The 23,175-nt window shown below is 45.1% G+C and carries 19 protein-coding genes; 11 read left to right on the forward strand and 8 right to left on the reverse strand.

Annotated features, from left to right (window positions below; all coding sequences use genetic code 11):
- Positions 1–188 precede the first annotated feature (188 nt).
- From Nant_RS18025 to Nant_RS18035, 3 genes are all read right to left on the reverse strand, one after another.
- Complete coding sequence (locus Nant_RS18025; RefSeq protein WP_054343012.1) at positions 189–1,358, reverse strand: hypothetical protein; 1,170 nt, start codon at positions 1,356–1,358, stop codon at positions 189–191.
- Positions 1,359–1,366: 8 nt separating this feature from the next.
- The gene (locus Nant_RS18030; RefSeq protein WP_054343013.1) at positions 1,367–2,920 is read right to left on the reverse strand and encodes an MBOAT family O-acyltransferase; all 1,554 of its coding nucleotides are present in this window, start codon (positions 2,918–2,920) and stop codon (positions 1,367–1,369) included.
- Between the two features lie 139 nt (positions 2,921–3,059).
- Complete coding sequence (locus Nant_RS18035; RefSeq protein WP_054343014.1) at positions 3,060–3,980, reverse strand: LysR family transcriptional regulator; 921 nt, start codon at positions 3,978–3,980, stop codon at positions 3,060–3,062.
- A gap of 393 nt (positions 3,981–4,373) precedes the next feature.
- Between Nant_RS18035 and Nant_RS18040 the strand changes: the two genes are divergently transcribed.
- Entirely contained in the window at positions 4,374–4,865 is a 492-nt protein-coding gene (locus Nant_RS18040) for a Crp/Fnr family transcriptional regulator (protein WP_054343015.1), read from the forward strand.
- 109 nt (positions 4,866–4,974) lie between these two features.
- Here Nant_RS18040 and Nant_RS18045 read toward each other — a convergent pair whose 3' ends face one another.
- The 4 genes from Nant_RS18045 to Nant_RS18060 all read right to left on the reverse strand — a co-directional run bounded on the left by Nant_RS18045 (position 4,975) and on the right by Nant_RS18060 (position 10,089).
- A complete protein-coding gene (locus tag Nant_RS18045; protein ID WP_054343016.1) occupies positions 4,975–5,931 on the reverse strand; it encodes a DMT family transporter in 957 nt (318 codons plus the stop codon).
- Between the two features lie 153 nt (positions 5,932–6,084).
- Positions 6,085–7,593, reverse strand: coding sequence for a Na+/H+ antiporter NhaC family protein (locus tag Nant_RS18050; RefSeq protein WP_054343017.1), 1,509 nt, complete (start codon positions 7,591–7,593; stop codon positions 6,085–6,087).
- Positions 7,594–7,650: 57 nt separating this feature from the next.
- Entirely contained in the window at positions 7,651–8,934 is a 1,284-nt protein-coding gene (locus tag Nant_RS18055; protein WP_054343018.1) for an NAD(P)/FAD-dependent oxidoreductase, read from the reverse strand.
- Positions 8,935–9,150: 216 nt separating this feature from the next.
- Positions 9,151–10,089, reverse strand: a complete 939-nt coding sequence (locus Nant_RS18060; RefSeq protein ID WP_054343019.1) for a LysR family transcriptional regulator — start codon at positions 10,087–10,089, stop codon at positions 9,151–9,153.
- Positions 10,090–10,346: 257 nt separating this feature from the next.
- Here Nant_RS18060 and Nant_RS18065 point away from each other — a divergent pair, with 257 nt between their 5' ends.
- The 4 genes from Nant_RS18065 to Nant_RS18080 all read left to right on the forward strand — a co-directional run bounded on the left by Nant_RS18065 (position 10,347) and on the right by Nant_RS18080 (position 13,731).
- Positions 10,347–11,366 (forward strand): TRAP transporter substrate-binding protein, encoded by a 1,020-nt coding sequence (locus tag Nant_RS18065; protein WP_054343020.1) that lies wholly within the window; start codon positions 10,347–10,349, stop codon positions 11,364–11,366.
- 66 nt (positions 11,367–11,432) lie between these two features.
- The gene (locus Nant_RS18070; RefSeq protein WP_054343294.1) at positions 11,433–11,975 is read left to right on the forward strand and encodes a TRAP transporter small permease subunit; all 543 of its coding nucleotides are present in this window, start codon (positions 11,433–11,435) and stop codon (positions 11,973–11,975) included.
- Positions 11,965–13,287 carry a TRAP transporter large permease gene (locus Nant_RS18075; RefSeq protein WP_054343021.1) on the forward strand — a complete coding sequence of 441 codons (1,323 nt, stop codon included), beginning with the start codon at positions 11,965–11,967 and terminating at the stop codon, positions 13,285–13,287. The genes Nant_RS18070 and Nant_RS18075 overlap by 11 nt, the downstream gene beginning before the upstream one ends.
- 12 nt (positions 13,288–13,299) lie before the next feature.
- A complete protein-coding gene (locus Nant_RS18080) occupies positions 13,300–13,731 on the forward strand; it encodes a universal stress protein (RefSeq protein ID WP_054343022.1) in 432 nt (143 codons plus the stop codon).
- Between the two features lie 28 nt (positions 13,732–13,759).
- On the opposite strand, the gene Nant_RS18085 is transcribed toward Nant_RS18080, so the two are convergent.
- Positions 13,760–14,701, reverse strand: coding sequence for a LysR family transcriptional regulator (locus tag Nant_RS18085; RefSeq protein WP_054343023.1), 942 nt, complete (start codon positions 14,699–14,701; stop codon positions 13,760–13,762).
- 302 nt (positions 14,702–15,003) lie between these two features.
- Between Nant_RS18085 and Nant_RS18090 the strand changes: the two genes are divergently transcribed.
- The 6 genes from Nant_RS18090 (at position 15,004) to alaS (ending at position 23,165) form a co-directional block, all read left to right on the forward strand.
- Positions 15,004–16,467: an NAD-dependent succinate-semialdehyde dehydrogenase gene (locus tag Nant_RS18090; RefSeq protein WP_054343024.1), complete on the forward strand. Its 1,464-nt coding sequence runs from the start codon at positions 15,004–15,006 to the stop codon at positions 16,465–16,467.
- A gap of 115 nt (positions 16,468–16,582) precedes the next feature.
- Positions 16,583–17,935, forward strand: a complete 1,353-nt coding sequence (locus Nant_RS18095) for an aminotransferase (RefSeq protein WP_054343025.1) — start codon at positions 16,583–16,585, stop codon at positions 17,933–17,935.
- 294 nt (positions 17,936–18,229) lie between these two features.
- Entirely contained in the window at positions 18,230–18,706 is a 477-nt protein-coding gene (locus Nant_RS18100) for a CinA family protein (protein ID WP_054343026.1), read from the forward strand.
- Positions 18,707–18,808: 102 nt separating this feature from the next.
- Positions 18,809–19,849, forward strand: a complete 1,041-nt coding sequence (recA, locus tag Nant_RS18105; RefSeq protein ID WP_054343027.1) for a recombinase RecA — start codon at positions 18,809–18,811, stop codon at positions 19,847–19,849.
- A gap of 99 nt (positions 19,850–19,948) precedes the next feature.
- A complete protein-coding gene (locus tag Nant_RS18110; protein WP_054343028.1) occupies positions 19,949–20,407 on the forward strand; it encodes a regulatory protein RecX in 459 nt (152 codons plus the stop codon).
- Between the two features lie 166 nt (positions 20,408–20,573).
- Positions 20,574–23,165: an alanine--tRNA ligase gene (gene alaS / locus Nant_RS18115; protein WP_054343295.1), complete on the forward strand. Its 2,592-nt coding sequence runs from the start codon at positions 20,574–20,576 to the stop codon at positions 23,163–23,165.
- Positions 23,166–23,175 lie beyond the last annotated feature (10 nt).

The following is a 23,175-nucleotide window of genomic DNA, read 5'->3' on the forward strand; positions in this document are numbered from 1 at the left end:
TTTTTATGCCTTCTTTTAATAGTTCATGTTCAAATCATAGTTCTTGCAAAGAATAGTCTTGCAAAGAATAGTACGTCAAACTCGTTAGCTGCATTGGGTTTGAAAGCGAGTAGCCTTGTCCACATCGTCATAGCAGGAAGTAGTAGCCAGCATAGCCAATGAGGTAGACATTTTATTGTGTTCGGACGTTAATCTTTACTGGTATGCGTGCTCAGTTGTTCGTCTATCGTGAGTCGCTCCTTAGCAAGGCGCCGCGTAATATTTTTTGGTGTGAGTCTGAATTCAGTATTTTCAGATAAAATATGTTCGATAATAACTTCGCCTAGCTCTTCACGGTAGTGAGAGGGTTCCCAGTACCATTTCATGAATTTACCACGTCCTTCGGGTACCGTTTCAAGGGTGTAGCGGTTAAAACCGCTGAAGTCTAATAGATATCCATTAGCGAAAAAGTCCAGAGCTGATAGTTGAGTAACTAACTCTTGCTTCCATGCTAAATACAGTTCGAAATGGCCGGTTTGGTTGATAATCTCAAGATAGCGCTGATGATAGGGGCTGATAAACAGATCGAGTTTAATTCCTTTAGTCTTTAACGTATCGATCAGTATTTTTAAAGAATTCAGACTGCTGGATTGCCCCGCATCGTCTGTGAGGCTAAATGATTTACCACCAAGCCTTTTAAGTAGCCCTTGTCGTTTTTGCTCGAAGAGAGCACGCGTGCCCTCATTATTAACTATAGGTATAAAGCCCTGTGCTTGATTGAAGCCTTCAAGGGTTGTGTAGTTAGTCTGTTGGCGTTGGCTAATAAGGGTGTTAATACTTGCGAGTGTGGTGTCCAGCGAATAGAGAGTCGCTAAATGCGTTTTAACATTATTTTTAAAGTAATAAGGGTTGGGCTGTTGTAATAATGTTAATGGCATATTAGAGCTAGGAGAAGGCTTAGGTGGCCAGTTCACTCTGGAGGTTGAGCGTTGAAGAAAGTCTAGAAAATCGACACTTAATATCACTCGTTCTGGCGTGCTATTTTCCAGCAAGTTTATTAGATATTCGGCTTGTGTGCCAACCCCCGCACCTCTTATTGCAAGGTTATATACTGTTTTGTCTTTGAAAAAAGGGCTGTTAGGGTTAACGCCTAACTCCGGTCGGGAATTGCCTAATATCACTATATCTGGATTAACGTGCCGCCATTGGTAGGCTTTTGTCAGATAGATTTTTTCTCCTGCTTCTGTTTTATGGCAGTTTAAACCTTCTACACAGCGGTTATGCCAGACAGCAAATGGGTCTGTTGCCCAGTTTAATAAAGCGATAGCTAATAGCAATACAACAGTGACAGTAGAAAATTGTTTTAGATATGTGTTCATACTGTCCCTTAAAACTGAAAATAGAGGAAGTCACTGACTTGCCCAAGTGTCATCAGGCCAATGATGAATAGTAATGATGAATAACTCGCCCATATTAATGCCGGTTGCCATGCCAGTTTACGAATAAATTGTGGAGCAATCCAAAAACCAGTCCCAGTTGTTTCTTCGGTATTTGTTAGCGATGCTCTGTGATGGCGAAAGAGGTCTTGTACAGTAGGCAGACAAACGACAACAGGGATAAGTAATAGACAATAGATCCAAGCCGTTACTAAATGGCTTGCCCCACCGTGGTAGCCTGTAATACCCCATGATTGGAGCATAATACCAGTCTCACCTAAGCGAGCGAGTATGGCCATTGGTATCGATACACCGTTGAGTCCTAACATTCCTTGCAAAATACTTAATGCACCATCAAAACTTGTGGCACGGAAAAACCCCCATGCAACGATGACTGCCAGCATAGTGATAAGCCAGGCGACAGACGCATGTAGTTGCAACCAGGTATGGCGTTCGCTTACTAACCGCCATCCTTGATGAACAGCTAGATAACCTCCGTGGAGCGCGCCCCATATAACAAAATTCCAGCCTGCTCCATGCCACAATCCACCTAATAGCATAGTCGTTATAAGGAACAGGTAGCGGTAGCCTTGTCCTTTACGGTTTCCTCCGAGGGGAATGTATATGTAATCCCTGAGAAAGCGGGATAGTGTAATGTGCCAGCGCCGCCAAAATTCTGAAATAGAGCGGGCTTTATAAGGAGAGTAAAAGTTTAGAGGGAGGATGATACCAAACATGCGGGCTAAGCCCAGAGCCATGTCTGAATATCCCGAGAAATCAAAATAGATTTGAAAGGTATAAGCGAGTATGCCAGACCATGCGAGCAATAAATCAGGAGCAGAGCCCGCATCCGCTGCATTGAACATAGGGTTGGCATAGTCGGCCATACCATCTGCTATTACCGTTTTCTTAAAAAGCCCAATAGCAAAAATACTGATACCGATCGCTATATGAGTAGCACTGATCCGAAACGCATTATCACTTTGAAACTGTGGCAGCATCTCTTTGTGATGGACGATAGGGCCCGCTATTAATTGTGGGAAAAAAGTCACAAATAAAGCGTAATGAATAAAGCGGTATTCTTCGGTAACTTGTTTGTATGAGTCGACTAAGTAAGCAATTTGCTGAAATGTAAAAAAGGATATGGCTAATGGTAAAACAATATTCTCTATAGACCAGTCACTGTTGGTTAACCAGGCGAGATTGAAAACCAAAAAACCTGCATATTTGAAATACCCTAAAACAAAAAGGTTGCCTGCTACCCCGGCCGTTAGCAGCCATTTGCTTTTAAGATTATAGATATATCGCCCTAACTGATAATTACATACCATAGAGCTAAGGATAATAAGAAGATAGCTAGGGTCCCACCAACCATAAAAAAATAAGGAACTTAGTACTAACCAGAGTATGGCTGATTCGTTGCCGAAACGGTTGGCTATCCAAAAGAAGCCAAAGAGAACAATAGGAAAAAATACAAAGATGAACTCGGCGGAGTTAAATAGCATGGAATAAATCTCTCTTTTGAGTCCAATCGTGGAGCTTTATATCATAGTAAGCTTTTGAAAATAAGATATGGTCGAATCAAAAAACTCTTATTTTACAGATAAGTGAGTATTATTCTGCTGTATGCACCACTTTACCGATTCAAAGAGGCCGTGGTGCATCAGTGGCCAAACAATCGAGATAGGTTTGTTGTACCAGATTAGAGCGAGCTCCTTTGCGAGTGATTACCGAAAACAGCGTTGAGTAGTTGTTTTTTTCAGGAAGCAATGGCCGCATCCTCCCTGCCTGAATCCAATGTTCGGCCAGATGTACGGGTAAATAGCCGATATAACAACCGGTGAGAATCAGAAACGCAATGCCTTCTCTGTCGGTAGCAGTGGCGGTCGCGTTAAGTTGCTGGTGTAGCGCTTTAATTTCAGGTGTTTGCGCATAGGCAGGCACAACAGCATCCCATGTATTGAGGTCAGAATAGTCGATCTCTTGTGTGCTGAATAATGGATGGCCATTCGAGCAATAAAGTTGAGATTCTTCTTGGTACAAAGGCAGATAAGTAAGCCCGGCTAATGGTCGTAAGTCTGGCACTATACCTATATGTAAACGGCCGTCGAGCACGCCTATTTCAATCTCATTGGGAGGGCTCATATGGATGTTAACAGTAACGTCAGGGCCCTGTTTTTTAAGTGCAGACAGGGCATTAGTAATACGCATTTGTGGCATGGTTACTAAGTTGTCGGTGATACCGATATTAAGTTCACCTTTGAGATGAGTGTGCAGCGTGTTTACCTGTGTTCGGAAATCTTCAAGCGAGGAGAGTAGTTGCAGCGTGTAGTTATAAATGTGTTCTCCTTCTTCGCTGAGAGCGAAACCTGAACGACCGCGCTGGCATAGACGGAATCCGAGTCGGCTTTCCAAATCAGACATTGCGATGCTAATGGCCGCCCGGCTAATATTCAGCTCAACTTCTGCAGCGGAAAACCCACCGCACTCGACAACTATTTTATAGATTCGCAGCAAACGGAGATCGATATCACCGAGTTGGCCTTTAAACTTTTTTTTACTCACGGCTGTATCCTTAGTTAATGCGATGCCCTATTAAGCATATGTTGAGTGAACAATAAGTTTAGCTTTAGCTTATATAAGTTATTTTTATTAGGATTTTTTTTAACATAATAGAGGGGATTTGTCTGTTGGTACAGAACTGGGTTAATCATTCCTTGGTCTAATAGATTATCTAATGATTTATAATCTAAATAACGATATCTCTTTAAAACATCAGGATGGTTATTCTGGAAGGTTATGTCAGTAGATGGTCGTAAATGGGCTCTAGGTAGCAAGATAGAAAACTATGATAGGCAGAGCGAGATTATTAGATAATAGGTACAAGAATACTGTGCGTGTCTGGCTCTGTAATGCTAATGAGCTATAGTGTTATTAGTACGTTATTAGGTGGCCGTTATGCAATTACGCAACTACTCAAGTTCAGGCTTACAGGATGTTTTTTCATACGATGTCTGTCGGGAATTATCGATGTTCGGGGCGTTAACGCAGGAGTGCCTTGAGTTTCTTCTCAGTGAGGGTCACATATATGAGTGTGAACAGGGTGATGTATTATTTTCACCGGGTGAAGGGTCAGGTAATTTCTATATCGTATTGAGTGGTCGCGTTGGTTTTTCACGACAAAAAAGTGACAAAAGTATCTATATTCGCAGCTTTAACCCAGGAGAGCAGATTGGTTTTGTGGGAATGATTGGGCTGCATGAACGCAGAGGTTATGCTGTTATTGAAAAGCCGGGTTACCTGCTCGAAGTATCATCGGAGTTATTCCATCAAATCTGTGAAAAGTATCCCGCTGATTTTGTGATTTTTCTTATTAATATTACACGGGAAATGGGCCGTGAAATTAATCATTTGGATTCGTTGTGTGCTGACATTCATACCATCAAATAACTCACCTGTACAAAACATTCGCGCATTATTGTCTTAGCAATCTCTCTAGTAATATTGTCAGTAATTTCCTGTGCTTTGATCGCTATCTCAGATACTTCCGGGATAAAGCTTATTCAGGTGCCGCTGTTTTATCGAGTGGGCGCATCTGAGGAGGATGATTTCTGTCGCTCAGTTCAGCAATGAGCATTCCGGTTATGATCAATCCTGCACCTATCATTCCTTTTTCGCCCAGGGTTTCATCTAAAAATAGCCAGGCGGAGATGTGTGCAAACACCGGTTCTGCCGCAAAAATCAGTGCTACTTTATGAGGCTTAAGTAGCTTTTGGCTGGCTGATTGTGCCCAAACAGCGTATCCGGTGCCAAGAATCCCGGCAACAAGTACAGCGACGATAATGACCGGAGTCAGCAATTGTTGGTGCCAGCTAATAGGCTCCGCTTCCGGAAAGTAGAAGGCTGGATCCGGGCTGAGGAGGGCGGCACTTGTGCTGTAGACAGACACGGCAACCAATTGAACGATACTCAGCGGAATAACCGGCAGGCTATCGACCATGCGACCGGTTAGAATAATATGGATAGCGAAAGCAAACGCACAGATAAGTACCAGCGTATCACCCTTATTGAATGTCAGGTGTTCACCAATAGTGAGTAAATAGAGGCCGATAGTGGCCGTTATTACGCTTAACCACACCGATTTTTTTACCGCGTTGCGAAACAGCAGTAAACCGAGCAGTGGTACCAATGGCACACTGAGACCTGTGATAAAACCGGCATTAGAAACAGAGGTGAAACGCAGCGCTTCTGTTTGTGTATAAAATCCGATAAACAGGAGTAAACCTAATAACATACCAGCGCGTATAAGTGAGCTGTATGGCAGCGGTTTAGTGGTTTTTTGTGAAAACCACAACAAAGGAAGCAAGCATAGCGCCGCTAAAGCGAAGCGGATTGCGTTAAACGTATGCGAGGGAATTCTGGCAACAGCGAGATCAATCAGTACATATTCTATTCCCCAGAATAAGCTGACCAGTAAGAGCATGATCGTGGCAGTACGAGGAGATTTAATGATCATTGTAGTTGCCTTGAGTCATGATAATTGTGTCAGTAGAGAGGTCATAAAACAGCACTGAGGGTAAAGAGTTAATGCTTCTTTACTAAGATTCCCGTTAGGGAGTCATCAGTAAAGAAGCATTGTAGGTGCATAGGCAGATAGCTGAACAGGCGGTTAGGCCATAGCAAAGCCGAGTATCAGCAGGGAAATAAACGCCAGCGCGGCGGCGATCAGTGCGTAAGGAATTTGTGTTAACGCATGTTGCATGGGTGTGCAGCCGGAGCCCTGAGACGACAGTACGGTTGAGTCACTGAAGAAACAGGCATGGCTACCAAAGGCAGAGGCGGATAACAGCGCGCCCACCGTCAGCGGCATAGACATCTCGAAAGTGATAGCCATCGGGATAACGATCGGCAGAGAAACGACAAAGACTCCCCAGCTGGAACCCGTAGCGAATACAACCGCCGCCATTGAAGCGAATACTAATGCAGGTAACAGCTCTTTTGACAGGTAGGGCGTGAGAGAGTCTATGATGTATGGCGTCATGGCCAGTTGATCATTGATCTCTTTTACCATAAAGCCTGCACATACCACGGCAATGGGGTGAAGCATGACTTTAAAACCATCCAGCATAGCGTCAACCAGTTGAGAAAAGCTTAGCAAGCGCTGCCAGAAATACAGCACCATGGTAAACAGGGAGGCAACCAGTGCGCCCAGCAACAGGTCTATATCGTAGTAAAGGCTGGCGGCGACTAATACGGCCATGGGTAGCAGAAAGTTCATCAGGCCTACCGATGATGAAGTCTTCTTCATGTTGGATGTGTCGAAACCGTCGATCAGAATGCCCGGGGGTATCGTTTGGCCCGCCTGAGCACGTTTTTCGGCGTGCTTCATTGCGCCGAAATCACCCAAAACTCCGGCGGCTACCAGAAATACCACCACGAGTGCTAACCAGCCATACGCCATATAAGGAATAGAGTCGATATACAGTGACATGCCTTTACCTTCAGCGGCAGCGCCGTTTTCTTCTAATAGCGCTGCAAAGTAAACAGCCCAGGTTGATACCGGTACCAGAATGCAGACGGGAGCTGCGGTAGAGTCCACTAAAAAGGCCAGCTTTTCGCGGGAAATTTTGTAGTGATCAGTGAGGTTCTTCATCGAAGCTGACACGGCCAGAGAGTTGAGGTAATCATCGATAAATACCATGATGCCCAACACGCAGGTGGTTAACATTGTACCGCGTCGTGTTTTGATCCGGCGGGCGAGCATTTGGCCAAAACTGAGCACGCTGCCACCGCGCTCCAGCATATTAATCAAGCCGCCCATCATGCCGCAGACTAAGACAATCCAGGCAATGGTTTCATTCATAACGACGGATAGTGAAAGGTCGCCCAAACCGCTGACCACGTTAGAAGGGTCGAGTAATAACAAGCCGGCGATAATCCCGGCAAAAATAGACTCTAATGGCTTTTTGGTGATCACTGCAACAAACAGAATTAGTAGTGCAGGCAGCAAGCTGTAAAAACCATAGGATTCACCTTCAACATGCTGTGTTGAGAGGTAGGCAAAAAATGCCATAATGGCGACAAAGAAGAGTATCCATTTCTGGGGACTCTCGACCCTTTTTTCGCTATCAATAGTGGCGCTGTTTTCAGCGAGCGGCGGAGCAAAATCGGTACTCATAGAAACACCTTAGTCTATTTTTTATAATTTTTTAGCCGTTAGGTCGTTGGCCTCGGTTCAGATGCCAAACTTATCCCGTAGGGTGTAATACCAAGCGCCCATTGCTGTGTATGGAATACGTAAAGCACGTCCGCCCGGGAATGGGTACTGAGGTAAACCGGCAAAAATATCGTAACGTTCTGCCTGGCCTTGAATGGCATCAGACAATACTTTTCCGGCGAGGTGAGCAGAGGTGATGCCGTGGCCGCTATAGCCCTGCGCGTAATAAATATTACTGCCAATTCGACCAAACTGAGGCAGTCGCATCAGGGTAAGGAGGAAGTTGCCTGTCCAGGCGTAGTCAACTTTCACACCTTTTAGCTGAGGAAAAGTTTTTAGCATGTTGGGCACGATCAGAGACTCAATCTTATCCGGTTCGCGGGCGCCGTAAGTTACACCACCGCCATAGATCAGACGACCATCACCGGATAACCGATAGTAATCCAGCAGGTAGTTACAGTCTTCAACGCAATTATCCTGAGGTAACAATTCTTTTTGTTGTGCGTCACTCAGGGGTGCTGTCGTAATGACCTGCGTACCGCATGGCATGGCCTTTTGTTCAAGTTTAGGAATCAGGTCACCCAGATAAGCATTACCGGCAACCACAACAAAATCTGCAGTGACGCAGCCAGTACTGGTGTGTACTTTGACTTTCGATCCTTCTTCAACGCGGGTAACTTTTGAGTCTTCGTAGATTACACCGCCTAAGGATTCCAGTGCAGCCGCTTCGCCCAAGACTAAATTAAGGGAGTGAAAATGACCGCCACTCTTATCGAGTAAGCCGCCTTCATAGCGTTTCGAACCGATATGCTGTTGAATGCTATCAGCACTGAGCATCTCAAGTTGGGTGTGGCCATGCGCTTCCCACAGGGCTTTTTTGCTTTCCATTTCATGCAGTTGTTTAGTATTGCAGGCGGCAAAAATGCCACCTTCTTTAAGATCGCATTGGATATTATATTTGCTGATGAAATTGCGGATGATTCTGCCGCCTTCGAAGGCCATTTTTCCCATCTCGGTGCCAGTTTCTTTACCGTAATTTTTCTCGATAAAATCGATGTCTCGACTGTAACTGTGCACAATCTGACCACCGTTTCGGCCTGACGCACCAAACCCGATGCGGCTGCCTTCAAGTACAACAACCTTAAAGCCGCTCTCTGCAAGGTGAAGTGCGGTAGAAAGCCCTGTGTATCCTGCCCCGATAACGCAGATATCTGCACTGATTTGCTCGTTCAGTGCGGGGCGAATATTCTTATCGTTGGCCGAGGCGGCGTAATAAGACGTAGTGTGAGATGGTGCTGCCATATTGAACCTCTGTGTAACGCCTTATTCTTGATAAGGCGGCTATTGGCTACGAAGTTAAAGCAAAAGATTCGGAGCCTTTTATTTCGAATGAAATAGAGGGTTCCTAATCTCAGTTTAAGATGCTGTCTACGATACTTGGCAGGGAGTATTTGTGGATATACCTAGTAGGGTATATTTTTATTTAGAGAGGGGTTTAAAAAAATGATCTTGTAATGATCAGTAAGGCGCGATGGTTTCCGCACCAATAAAAACGCTGTTACTGGTTTTTATGAAGAGGTCTTTAGCTCGGTTCGGTTGGGCTGACTTTTTACTGATGACGGCAACACCCAGCGCGAAAAACTTGCTGTTGATGGCTATGGCTTTCAAGTCACCACAGGCTACATGAGGTTTGGCTACATACTCAGGAAGGAAGCAGATGTATTGACCGGATAAGACCATAGCAATCCGTGATTCGTAGTGATAAGACTTGCCTTTAAGGTGCATGCTGGATAGTTGCTGGTACATTTCTTCGTGTGGTTTAAGTCCTGCATGGACCATACGAGAGGAATTGATAAGTGCTTCGGTTATCAGTTCTTCAGGTAAGTCATAGAGTGGGTTGTCTCTACCACAGTACAGATAATTATTGTCGGTAAATAGATGTATGTAATTCAGTCCTACCAATTGACGATGGTAGGGGATAAATGCAATGTCTAGTTCTTCGTTGAGTACTTTTCTTTCCATATCACGGATGTGTTCAACATCGATTGACAATTCTACATCGGGTGCTTGTTGGTAAAATGCCTGAATTATTTGAGGTAAACGACAACGTGGATCAAGACTGAAGGTATCACTAAGAGCAATTTTAAGTTGCCCTGAAGGGCTGGTGCTGAGGCTGTTAATGGTGTTACGAAAGCTTTCTAACATCTCTAGTAGCTGGCCGGTCTGTTGATAGATCACAGCGCCTTCTTTGGTCAGTGAAAATCCTGACCTGCCGCGTTTACACAGGGTAAGGTTGAGCCGGGATTCCAGATTGGCTATATGACTACTAATAGTCGGGCGACTGATATTGAGTTGGGTGACTGCCGCACTAAAGCCGCCACAATCAACCACAGTCTTAAAAACTTTAAGCTGCTTAATTTCATGGTCGCCAATCTGACCCAGAGAAAAAGTTTTCATAGTGTTTACGGCTTCTCTGATGCAGTTCTTTTAAGGTAATAAGCATGTTGTTGGGATTCAAAACGATTTGACTAAAGTATTAGAAATCAATGAGTAACCCACATGCTATACAGACTAAGTGTATTTTATACGTAATGATAAATAAACCTTTACGTAGATCCACGGGAATTTAATTTTAGGGACTTATCTGTAGGATCTTAATACCTCCACGTGAAATTTTTTGAAAAACAACCAATAAAAATTACCGGATAATAATGATGAATAAAAAAACACTAGGTTTGAAGAAAAAGTTTTCTGTCGCTGCATTGGCGTTTACTCTGGGATTAGGCGCTGTTGCTGATGCCTCTGCCGCTGAGTTTAACTGGCGTTTTAGTAATTTATATACTCGTGGCACGGCTTTTGGTGCTGTGTATGAAGGCTTGGCTAAAGATATCGAAACGATGTCTGATGGACGCATTGCGGTACAGGTTCTTTACTCGGGTGAAGGCGTTTCCACCGAAGGCCTGCTGGGGGCGGTTAAAGCAGGACTTATCACCATGGGTGCGCCTTTTCAGCCAATGAATGCCGGTGAGCTTCCGGTAGGTGTGGTAGAAGTAGGTTTACCAGGCGGCACGGATGATCCTGTTAAATTGAAGGCATTGTTCCATGACCAAGGCTGGGGCGAGATCCTTGAAAAGGCTTATGGGGAGCAGGGCCTGGTGTGGCTTGAACCGTACATTCAGACACCGGTTTATATCATTACTAAAAATCCAATCAATTCAGTAGCCGATTTTAAAGGCTTGAAGATTCGTGCGCCGGGTGCTTATGGTAAATTCCTGCGCAACCTGGGAGCATCCCCTGTAGCCCTTTCGTGGAGCGAAATTTATACGAGCTTGGCTACCGGTGTTATTGACGGCTCTATCGGCAGTAACTTGATTGACCATCGTGATGGTAATCATGTTGAAGTTGCCAAGTATATGTACCCAATGCCTCTGGCTGGCGCTCAGGTGTTACCTATTATTGTGAATCGTAATGCCTGGAATAAGTTACCAGAGGATTTGCAGGCGGTAGTTCGAAAGGCTACAGAAAATCATGCTCAGGAGCAGTTGACCAAGTCTAAGCTTTGGGAAACTGAAGCGGTCACAGACATGGAAGCTAACGGATTGTTATGGAGCCCGGCAGCAAGCGATGCTGATAAAAAAGCATGGGCGGCGGCAGGTGCTACTTTATGGGATGAATACTCAGCGCAGGATGATTATAGTAAACAGTTGATCGATATTCTTAGAAAGAATCAATAAATTTGATTAAATATAAAAGGGGTGATGAGTTAGCTTATCACCTCTTTTTTTATGATAGGTGTTTTTATGGTTATCACTTTCTTAAGGACGGTATGCCGCAGTATTGATATGGCTGTGATGCTGACAGGCAAAGCTGCGGGCTACTTGATGCCTTTTTTGGCTTTTGTAGTCGCATACGAAGTGTTCTCTCGATATGTTCTTGGCAAGCCTACTATCTGGGCTTTTGATCTTTCATTGTTTTTATTTGGTTATATTGCCGCATTAGGAGGCGCCTATGCACAGCAAAAGCGGGCGCATATTAATGTTGATATTCTCTATGTAACCGTATCGCACAAAACGCGTTGTGTGTTCAATCTGTTGTCTTTTGCGCTGGGTATTTTCTTTTTACTGGTTATTTTCAAAATGAGTTTTGGTAAGTTTGAAGAGGCCATTGAGTTTGATTATCGCCGAAAAAGTGAATGGGCCCCCCCTATGTATCATTTTTGGGTGATGCTGATGGTTGCCTGTGGGCTGTTTATGGCGCAGTTAGGCCGCGATATGCTACTTGATCTGTATTACCTGTTTACCGGTAAGGCGCTAATTGAGCAGGAGAGTGATGATGGGAATTGAATTATTAACCGGCGTATTATTGGTATGTATTCTGACGTTTTTTGCATTAGGTGCACCGGTAGGTCTGGCGCTAGGTGGTATCGCCATGATTATCGGTTATCTGACCTGGGGTGAGGGAATTTACAACATTATCCCTTCCACGATTGAGGCAACCTATTTCAGCTTTATTCTCTTGGCTATTCCTCTCTATATTTATATGGGGCAATTGCTGACGAAGTCCGGCATCGGTGATGCCATGTTCAATGCCAGTCAGATGCTGATTGGTAAAGTAAGAGGCTCACTGGCCATCAGCGTGATCGCTGTCTGCTCAATGATTGGTGCTATGGTCGGTATTATAGGTGCCGGGATTATGACCTCCGGTAGTATTGCGCTTCGGCCAATGCTTGAGCGTGGTTACGACAAACGCCTGGCCTTAGGCGTGATTATGGCGGGTGGCGGTCTGGGTATTTTGATTCCGCCCAGTATTCCTATGATCATGTTTGCGGCAACAACGCATAATTCTGTCGGTCGGATGTTTCTGGGCGCGATGGTACCTGCATTATTGATGATCTGTCTGCTAGTCACCTACGTTATTGTCAGTTGCCGTCTTAATCCGGATAAAGCGCCTTTATTAGAAGAGCAGGAAGGTGTTGTTGCGTTGACTACGAAGCAGAAATTCATAACAGCACGTGACGGTTTTTTTGCGATTCTGCTTATCGTTGTGGTACTCGGTAGTATTATTACGGGTATTGCTACGCCTACCGAGTCGGGAGCGATCGGCGTCGTCGGTGCTATTGTTCTGGCCATTGTTTTTAAACGATTCAAAATGGAAATGTTTCAGTCGGCTGGATTGCAGACGGCGATTCTGGTCAGTGTTGCGATGTGGATCATTTTTGGTGCCTCGGTGTTCAGTAACTTTCATCTGTTGATGGGCGTTCAGAGCATGGTTGCCGACTTTGCTAACGGGCTTGATCTACCTCCGATCATGATTATCATCATGTTTCAGATCATTATGCTGTTTCTGGGTTTCATCATTGATGAGTTCATTATTGTCCTGATGTGCGCACCTCTGTTCACTCCGATTGCCGTCGCCTTAGGTTATGACCCGATCTGGTTTGGCGTGTTGATGATTATCAATATTCTGATTGCAGTACAGACGCCACCTTATGGATTTGCATTGTTTTATCTCAAAGGTATCGCGCCACCCGATGTAGGCATGGGGGATATTTATAAATCAGTGACGCCCTTTATTTTGCTTAATTTAGTAGTGCTGATTATTTGTATGGTCTTTCCCGAAATAGTGCTTTGGTTGCCCAATAAAGTAATGGGTTAAAAAGGAAAAATTATGTTTAAAAATATTTTGATTCCAGTAGACCTTGCCCACGAAGAGCAGTTGTCTCGGTTGATGGAGGCGGCGGTACTACTCATCGGCAGTAGCAAAGCAAAGATTGATCTGTTGTATGTAGATCAGAGCCTGGTGCACCAGGGAAGCTATCCTTACCTTGATGAAACCACCTACGCTGAGCATAAAAAAGCGGCTAAAGCGCGGCTTCAGCATCATATCGATACGTTGGCTCCGGCGCATGTCACATGCGCGAGTCATATTCGTAATGGGGCAGCACATGATCATATTGTCGAGGAAGCCAAAGCGCTGCATTCAGATGCTATTCTGATGATGGCTAAGCGGCCAGGCATTAGCAGTTACTTTATTGGGTCTACTGCAGAAAGGGTGGTGCGCCATGCTGATTGTTCCGTGTTCGTCATTCGTGATGAGTAATGGACATTAATGGGAGACTAATGATGGATCAGTTTGTCTGGCTATTATTAATGGACTGCAGCAGGCACTCATAGAAAATAGCGCTGATTGTCTCATTGCTGTGTTTCTTGCGTCTGATGGCTGTAAAGGTGTTCGAATAGCCGTAAGTGTCAATCAGCAATGGACTGATCTGATCAGTTAAGCCCCAGCTACTCACTAAGTGGCGGGGCAGTATGCCTAAATAGTGGCCGCTGAGAATTAAAGTTGCACGGGCTTCCTGATGGTGTGCTTTAGCTTGTTTATTCCAGAGTTTCATGTCTGGATAAATCTCTCTGCCGGGCATTAATCGGGGGGATTCAACAAATTTATATTGTTGCAGCTCTTCTCGGGAGATGTCCGCAGACTTTCTGTTGTAAAGAGGGTGATTTTTTGCACAGTAAAGCTGCATCTCTTCGTCGAAGAGCTTAAGGGTATCAAGCTCGGGATAAGCATGCGGCAAAACAGTAATGCCGATGTCGACTTGTTTATCCAGCACTGCGGTCGTGACTTCATCAGATGCCATTGTGCTAATTTGAACACGGACGTCAGGAGCTTGTTCTGAAAAGCTACTCACGGCGTCGACAATACAGGAGTTGTGAGCGCCTAGCATATGTTCGGCGAAACCCAGATGAAGATGCCCGAAGATACGATTATGTGAATGGTTAACACGCTGGCTAAATTGCTCCATAGCACCGAGTAAATCCAGGGTAGCATTGTAAACCACCAGGCCATGGTCAGTCAGGCTGAAACCGCCGCGACCACGATCACAAAGACGCATATCTAAACGGGTTTCGAGGTCGGAAATGTAGTTCGAGATAGTGGAGTTGGCTAGATTTAAACGAATTTCAGCCGCAGTAAAACCACCAGCATCGACTACGGCTTTGAACACCCTGAGCAGACGTAAGTCGATATCAGCGAGTTGACCTGAGATGGCTACTTTTTTACGACCCATTTTTTATTGTCCTATTGATGGTTCTTTTTTAGAGGTGCTTATCAGGAGAACTTTTTACCAGCACTTTTCAGGTGAACTTTTAGGTGCGTCATTACGACTCATGATTATGAAAAATTTTGTGAGTCATAGTGGTTCCAAAGTAAGTAATGCAAAGAAACGATGGAAAGAATGACATTTACATTTGTATATTCAAATGTAAATGTATGTAAATGATTATATAACCAAAAGAAAAACTGATCTATAAATACTCAACATAAATAGATAGCACGATTTTGAAGCTGCCTGTCGCCGGAGAAATAAGCATGACAATACAACTGAAAGACGCACGCCTGTTAAAAACTCAGGCTTATATTGATGGTCAATGGGTCGATGGCGATGCCGGTGATACCTTTGCGGTGACTAATCCTGCAACCGGAGAGCATTTGGCTGATGTAGCCAGTGTTGGTTGGGCGGAAACACGCCGTGCTATTAACGCTGCACAGCAAGCCATGATTAGCTGGAAAGCGTTGCCAGCAAAATCACGTTCAGAATTGTTAGAGCGTTGGTTTAACCTGGTAATCGAGAATCAGGAAGACCTCGCGGTACTGATGACAGCAGAGCAGGGCAAGCCATTATTTGAATCCCGTGGTGAAGTCGCTTACGGCGCTTCATTTATCAAGTGGTTTGCCGAAGAAGGTAAGCGCGTATACGGCGATATTATCCCCACGCCGAATGATCGACGCGGCGTTGTTGTTAAGCAGCCTGTCGGAGTTGTCGCGGCCATTACACCCTGGAATTTCCCCAATGCCATGATCGCCCGCAAGGTGGCACCCGCGCTTGCTGTAGGCTGTGCCATGGTATTGAAGCCTGCCGCTGAAACGCCTTTATCAGCGTTAGCTCTGGTCGAACTGGCCAATCGTGCGGGACTACCAGCGGGTTTGTTTAGTGTATTGCCGAGCAGTAATGCACGTGAGATTGGCGAAGAAATGACATCTAACCCAATCGTTAAAAAGGTCACCTTTACCGGATCAACGCCGGTGGGTAAATTGTTGATGAAACAGTGCGCCGATACCGTGAAACGTACCTCAATGGAACTGGGTGGCAATGCACCTGTTATTATTTTTGATGATGCTGATCTGGATGCGGCCGTAGCCGGTGTCTTAGTCGCCAAGTACCGTAATTCAGGCCAGACCTGCATCTGTGCTAACCGTATTCTGGTGCAAGAAGGTATCTATGATGCCTTCGTTGAAAAGTTTACGGCGGCAGTAAAAGGGTTCCGGGTGGGTAATGGTATGGATAATAACTCGACTCATGGTCCGGTTATTACTGAAAAAGCGGCGGCTGAAATTGATGCCAAAGTTAAAAGCGCTGTCGCTGAAGGTGCCACTGTTATTCTCGGTGGTAAACCCGGCGCGCAGGGTGCTTGTTTTTATGAGCCAACTATTCTTACCAATGTTACCGATAAAATGCGTGTTTTCCGTGAAGAGATCTTCGGACCTGTGGCACCTATCTTTAAATTCAGTACCGAAGAGCAAGCGATTGCGATGGCTAATGATACTGAGTTTGGATTAGCTGCCTACCTGTATACCGAAAATCTTGGCCGTATCTGGCGTGTGTCGGAAGGGATTGATTACGGCATGGTCGGTGTTAATGAAACCGCAATCAGTTCTGAAGTGATTCCATTTGGTGGTGTTAAAGAGTCTGGACAAGGTCGTGAAGGTTCTAAGTACGGTTTGGATGACTATCTGGAAACAAAATACATCTGCATGGGTGGTCTTAACCGCTAATAAGCGTTAATCGCTACCGCTATCAATTACCTTAATTCCAGCGTGCTTTTTTGAGTGTAAGAAAAAGTACGTTGGATGTTTTCCGATATTTCCGATGTTCTCGAGGAAAGAGAGTATGAGTAAAATTATTTATCCCACCACCAATTTTAAAGCGACTAATACCTTAACCATCGAGCGTGGTGAGGGTGCCTATGTTTACGACAGTAATGGTAATCAATACCTGGAAGCGTTAGCGGGCCTGTGGTGTACCTCGCTGGGATATAACAACCGTGAATTGGTTGAAACGGCCAGCGAACAGATGAGTAAGTTATCGTTTTCCCATATGTTTGGTGGCAAGACGCATCAGGTCGGTATAGATCTGGCGGAAAAACTGTCGGCGATGGTGCCGGTAGAGAACGCAAAAATATTTTTTGGTAACTCCGGCAGTGATGCTAATGATACGCATATTAAAATGCTGCGTTACTATTTTAATGCGATTGGTAAGCCTGAAAAATTCAAAATAATTTCCCGTGAACGTTCTTATCATGGCGTCACAATAGCGGCGGCATCACTAACCGGTTTACCGCCCAATCATACCCATTTTGATCTTCCGTTTGAGGCTTTGGGTGTGTTACGTACAGATGCGCCCCATTATTACCGTGGTGCTTTGCCGGGTGAAACGGAAACACAGTTTGTTGATCGTATTACCAACAACCTGGAACAGCTGATTCTGAAAGAAGGCGCTAATACTATTGCTGCCTTTATTGCTGAACCGATTACCGGTGCCAGCGGCGTGATTGTGCCGCCAGCGGGTTATTACGAAAAAGTGCAGGCGATACTGAATAAGCACGACATCCTGTTTTGGGCTGACGAAGTGATTACCGGCTTTGGTCGTACCGGCAACGATTTTGGTTGTACGACGATGAACATACAAAAACCCGATATGATGACGCTGGCCAAGCAGTTGTCTTCTGCCTATATGCCTATTAGTGCATCGGTGATTCGTGGCGATATGTATGAAGCCATGATCGAACAGAGCGCTAACGTTGGTGTATTCGGGCACGGTTACACCTACTCAGGTCATCCTGTTGCCTGTGCGGTGGCGTTGAAAACACTAGAGATTTATGAGCGTGATAATATCTTTGGTCATGCCGCCGAAGTGGGTGACTATATGCAGAAACGGCTGCGCGAATTTGCCGATCATCCGCTAGTCGGTGAGATCCGTGGTAAGGGTATGATTGGCGCTATTGAAATGGTGGCGAATAAGCAAACTGGTCAAGCATTTAATAATGGTGCTGTCGGTGCGTTTGCTCAGCAAGCTTGTCAGACTCACGGCATGATCACTCGTTCTGTTGCGGGTTCCTCTCTGGCGTTTTGCCCTCCGTTGATTGTTACTGAAGCGCAGATCGATGAGATGATAGAAAAATTTGGTAAAGCCTTGGGTGATACCCTTGGATTTGTTCAGCAAGAAGGTTTGTTCGTTAAGTAAACTTTCCACAAACCCATGCACTAATTAATGAAGTTTTTGGCTCTTGACCGTTGCGGTCTATTTTGGGGATATTTATATCCCCTTTTTTTCGCCTGAAAATTGATATTATTGAAACTCTTAAGATCATTAAATACTATATTTCAGATTGAAGTTGGACTCGGTGGCAAGTAATAATGCCCTATTGTAGGGTGAGCCTGTAAGCAGTTCTGAAGAAGTGATCTAAAAATAGTATGAGTGGGGTTATGAATAAAAGTACTCCCATGCACTGAAATGATATGAGAAAAGGTGTGGCTGATGCAGAGTCTAGCGAAAAAAGTGGGTGATGAGCTACAATCTCGTGGCTTAACATTGGCAACGGCAGAGTCGTGTACCGGCGGTGGGATTGCGCAGTTGGTGACGTCTCTGGCCGGAAGTTCTGCATGGTTTGATTGTGGTTTTGTTACCTATTCCAATTCAGCTAAGCATAAAATGCTGAATGTAAATTTGGCGGTTATAGAGCAACATGGCGCGGTCAGTGAGCCGGTTGTTATGCAGATGGCCGAAAATGCGGTGCTGCTTAGTGATGCTGATGTCGCGGTTGCAGTCAGTGGTATTGCAGGGCCAGGAGGCGGGACTCCTGAGAAGCCCGTTGGCACTATTTGGTTGGCGTGGGCAATAAAAGGTCATCCAACTGTCGCTTGCCGGAGTCTTTTGCAAGGGGAAAGAAATGAGATCAGACAGCAATGCGTGCAGCGAGCTCTGCAAGGTATATTGGAAAATCTGCCAAAATAAATAAGAGGCTTGCAATTAAATGAGGATGTCGTAATAATACTGTCCATACATACAGTACTATTATCATGCAATATAATTGTCATGCAGTATAAAGGGTTGAATATGGACGATAACAGAAAAAAAGCGCTTGATGCCGCTTTATCACAGATTGAACGTCAATTCGGTAAAGGCGCTGTCATGCGTATGGGGGATCAGCCGCGTGAAGCGATGCCTGCCGTTTCTACCGGATCTTTAGGTTTGGATATCGCTTTAGGTATTGGCGGTCTTCCTTATGGTCGTATCGTTGAGATCTATGGTCCTGAATCGTCCGGTAAAACAACCCTGACATTGCAGGTCATAGCTGAAGCACAAAAGCAGGGTAAAACCTGTGCTTTTGTTGATGCTGAGCATGCGCTGGATCCCAACTATGCTGAAAAACTGGGTGTCAATGTTGATGAGTTGTTAGTCTCACAGCCAGACACCGGTGAGCAAGCACTGGAAATTTGTGACATGTTGGTACGCTCTAATGCGGTCGATGTTATCGTCGTTGACTCCGTTGCTGCACTAACGCCTAAGGCAGAGATCGAAGGTGATATGGGTGATTCTCATATGGGTTTACAAGCCCGTTTGATGTCCCAGGCGCTGCGTAAAATGACAGGTAATGTTAAAAATTCAAATTGCCTGCTGATTTTCATCAACCAGATTCGTATGAAAATTGGTGTGATGTTTGGTTCGCCTGAAACAACCACCGGTGGTAACGCCCTTAAATTCTACGCGTCTGTACGCTTAGATATTCGCCGTATTGGTGCGGTTAAGCAAGGCGATGAAATTGTCGGTAATGAGACCCGTGTGAAAGTGGTGAAAAACAAAGTATCTCCACCCTTTAAGCAGGCTGAATTCCAGATCCTATATGGTCAGGGTATCTACCGTATGGGTGAGCTTGTTGACCTGGGCGTTCAAAATGGACTGGTCGATAAGGCGGGTGCCTGGTATGCCTACAATGGCGATAAAATCGGGCAGGGAAAAGCCAATGCCGCAAAATATCTCGAAGAACATCCTGAATCAGCTCTGGCAATAGATAATGCCTTGCGTGATAAGCTTCTGAGTGTACAAGTGCCGGTCAAAAAAGATGATAAGGCCAACGCAAAGCAATTGGATTTGTAACCGTCTCTTTCATAATAAAAGGCCGTCTTGACGGTCTTTTTTGGGTCTTGAATTTGATGAGCGGGGTTGGGCAATAAGTTTGAAAGACGGGTTAGTGAAATGGAAACCGAAGCTAAGATCAGAAGTGCTGTCATTGCGCTATTAGCACGCAGAGAATATAGCCGTTCAGAGATCGAGCAGAAGTATCGTGACAAATATGATGCTGTTTTATTAGAACGTGTATTGGACCATTGTCAGGAGGCTGGTTATCAAAGTGATCAGCGTTTTGTAGAGATGCTGGTGCGCAGTAAGGTGAATCAGGGGCATGGTTTATTGCGGATATTACAAGAAGGCAAGCGCAAAGGGGTGAGTGAAGCGCTGCTGAAACAAAGTATTCAGATGCAGGCACCGGATTGGTTTGCATTAGCTGCGGAACTATACCAAAGAAAATTTAGAGAAAAAACAGATAAGCAGGATCGAAAGCTCTATGAAAAACGTATGCGTTTTCTGTTAAGTCGTGGTTTTACGTATGAACAGGCAAAGCATGCATTTGAAACTGCCGATACTGAACTAGACTAATTTCTGCTTTATATCTCCTCCTCGCTTGACAAAAATGTTCGAACAAATTCTGGTCGCGATATATACTTGTGCGCCATTTTACGTGTAATTTTCGGCAAATTACCTGCTAAAAGGGTTTTTTGAGGTGTGTAACCAGTCAGCGGAATGATTCAGCAATATGAAATACATGACAAGTGCAGAGATTCGCCAGGCATTCCTGGATTATTTTAATCAACAGGGCCATGAAATTGTGGCGTCCAGCTCGCTCATCCCCGGGAACGACGCAACTTTGCTGTTCACTAATGCAGGTATGGTGCAGTTCAAAGATGTATTTCTGGGTGAGGATAAGCGTAGCTACAGTCGAGCAACCTCTTCTCAGCGTTGTGTGCGTGCTGGTGGTAAGCATAATGATCTTGAAAACGTAGGTTACACCGCTCGGCATCATACTTTTTTTGAAATGATGGGTAATTTTAGTTTCGGTGATTATTTTAAACCCGATGCTATTCGTTTTGCCTGGGTGTTTTTGACTGAAGTTATGGGGTTACCTAAAGATAAACTCTGGATCACCGTGCATCATTCGGATGCTGAAGCAGAGCGTATTTGGAAAGAAGATATTGGTGTTGACCCAGAGCGATTCTCTAAGCTGGATGAAGATAATTTTTGGTCAATGGGTGATACCGGTCCTTGTGGGCCTTGTACTGAAATATTTTTTGATCATGGTGAAGAGATCTTTGGTGGTCCTCCAGGCAGCCCTGATGAAGACGGTGATCGTTATATAGAGATCTGGAACGTTGTGTTTATGCAGTATAACCGTACTGCCGATGGTCAGATGACACCGTTGCCTCGTCCGTCAGTTGATACAGGGATGGGTTTGGAGCGTATTGCTGCTGTTATGCAGAATGTGCACAGTAACTATGAGATCGACCTGTTTCAAAGCCTGTTAAAAGCAGCCGCTATTGCTGTACAAACGCAAGATATGGATAGCAAATCTTTAAGGGTTATTGCTGACCATATTCGTTCGTGTTCATTTTTGATTGTTGATGGTGTTACGCCATCGAAAGAAGGCCGTGGTTATGTGTTGCGTCGTATCATTCGTCGCGCCATTCGTCATGGTAATAAGCTGGGCGCTAAGGGTCCGTTTTTTCATACTTTGGTCGCTGCTTTGGCAGCAGAGATGGGGGAAGCTTATCCTGAATTGATCAAAATGCAGGATCAGATCGAACGAGTATTATTAAAAGAAGAGCAACAGTTTGCTAAAACACTCGATCACGGTATGGGTCTTTTAACTGAAGTGATTAATTCATTAGAAGGTAGCATTATCCCGGGTGAAACCGTATTTAAGCTATATGACACGTACGGTTTTCCAGCCGATTTGACCGCCGATGTAGCGCGTGAATATGAATTGACGCTGGATATGGAAGGGTTTGAGCAGGCGATGCAACAGCAGCGTGAGCGTGCCCGGGCAGCGGGTGGGTTTGCAGTAGATTACAATGATAAGTTGGATTTGAGTGGCGTAACCGATTTTATTGGTTACGATAACTTAGAGGCTCATGCTGATGTTGTAGCATTGTTTAAAGAGGGTGAAGCTGTTCACCAATTAAGTGCCGGCCAGAAAGGTATTGTGGTGCTTGATCATACGCCGTTTTATGGCGAGTCTGGTGGTCAGGTAGGTGATCAGGGTCTGTTGAGCTGGGATCAGGGACAGTTCAGTGTTCAGGGTTGTACCAAGGAAGCTAAAAATCACTTGCATCATGGTGAGTTGGTGGAGGGTGTCTTGTCGATAGGTGATAAAGTGTTCGCTCATGTGAATGAGGACGCCCGTCAAACCATCGCGGTCAATCACTCAGCAACACATCTATTGCATGCCGCTCTACGTATTGTTTTAGGTGAGCATGTACAGCAGAAAGGCTCTTCAGTAGGCCCGGAGCGTTTGCGTTTTGACTTTACCCATTTTGAAGCCTTAACAGCGCAAGAGTTGACGCAGGTTGAGCTGCTTGTGAATCAGCAAATTCGTTCTAACTCTGCTGTAAAAACTGATGTTATGTCCATGGAAGATGCAAAGCAGAGCGGAGCTATGGCGCTATTTGGTGAAAAGTATGAGGATGAAGTCCGCGTGCTAACCATGGGTGATGGCTTCTCTGTCGAGCTGTGTGGCGGTACGCATGCTAAACGTACCGGTGATATAGGGTTGCTTAAAATTGTTTCAGAAAGCGGTATTGCTGCCGGTATCCGCCGCATAGAAGCAGTGACAGGGCAAGGTGCGCTTGAATATACAGTGGGTCATGAGAGTGCTCTGTCAGAAATTTCAGCGATAGTGAAGGGTTCTCGTGAAAGCGTGGTTGAAAAAGTACGCACTCTGTCTGAGCGAACTCGCTTACTTGAAAAAGAATTGGATCGATTGAATGTGCAGCTTGCATCGGCTAAAAGTGGCGATCTGGTAGCGAAAGCGATCGAAATTAATGGAATGAAGGTGCTGGTCGAAACGCTCCAGGGTGTTGATCCAAAAGCGCTGCGCGATACCGTAGAGCAGCTGAAAAATAAGCTGGGCTCTGCAGTCGTCGTGCTGGCGGTTGAAAGTGAAGGGAAAATCAGTTTGGCGGCAGGTGTTAGCAAAGATTTGGTCAGCAGGATCAAAGCGGGAGACCTGATACGCGAACTGGCAACTAAATTAGGTGGTAAAGGCGGCGGTCGTCCAGATTTCGCTCAAGGCGGTGGTGTAGATTGTGCTGCGTTACCTGCTGTGCTTGAAAGCGTTAAAACGTTGGTCGCAAATACATAGAATGAGCTGG

It is taken from the genome of Neptunomonas antarctica (assembly GCF_001305295.1).
Lineage (GTDB): Bacteria > Pseudomonadota > Gammaproteobacteria > Pseudomonadales > Balneatricaceae > Neptunomonas > Neptunomonas antarctica.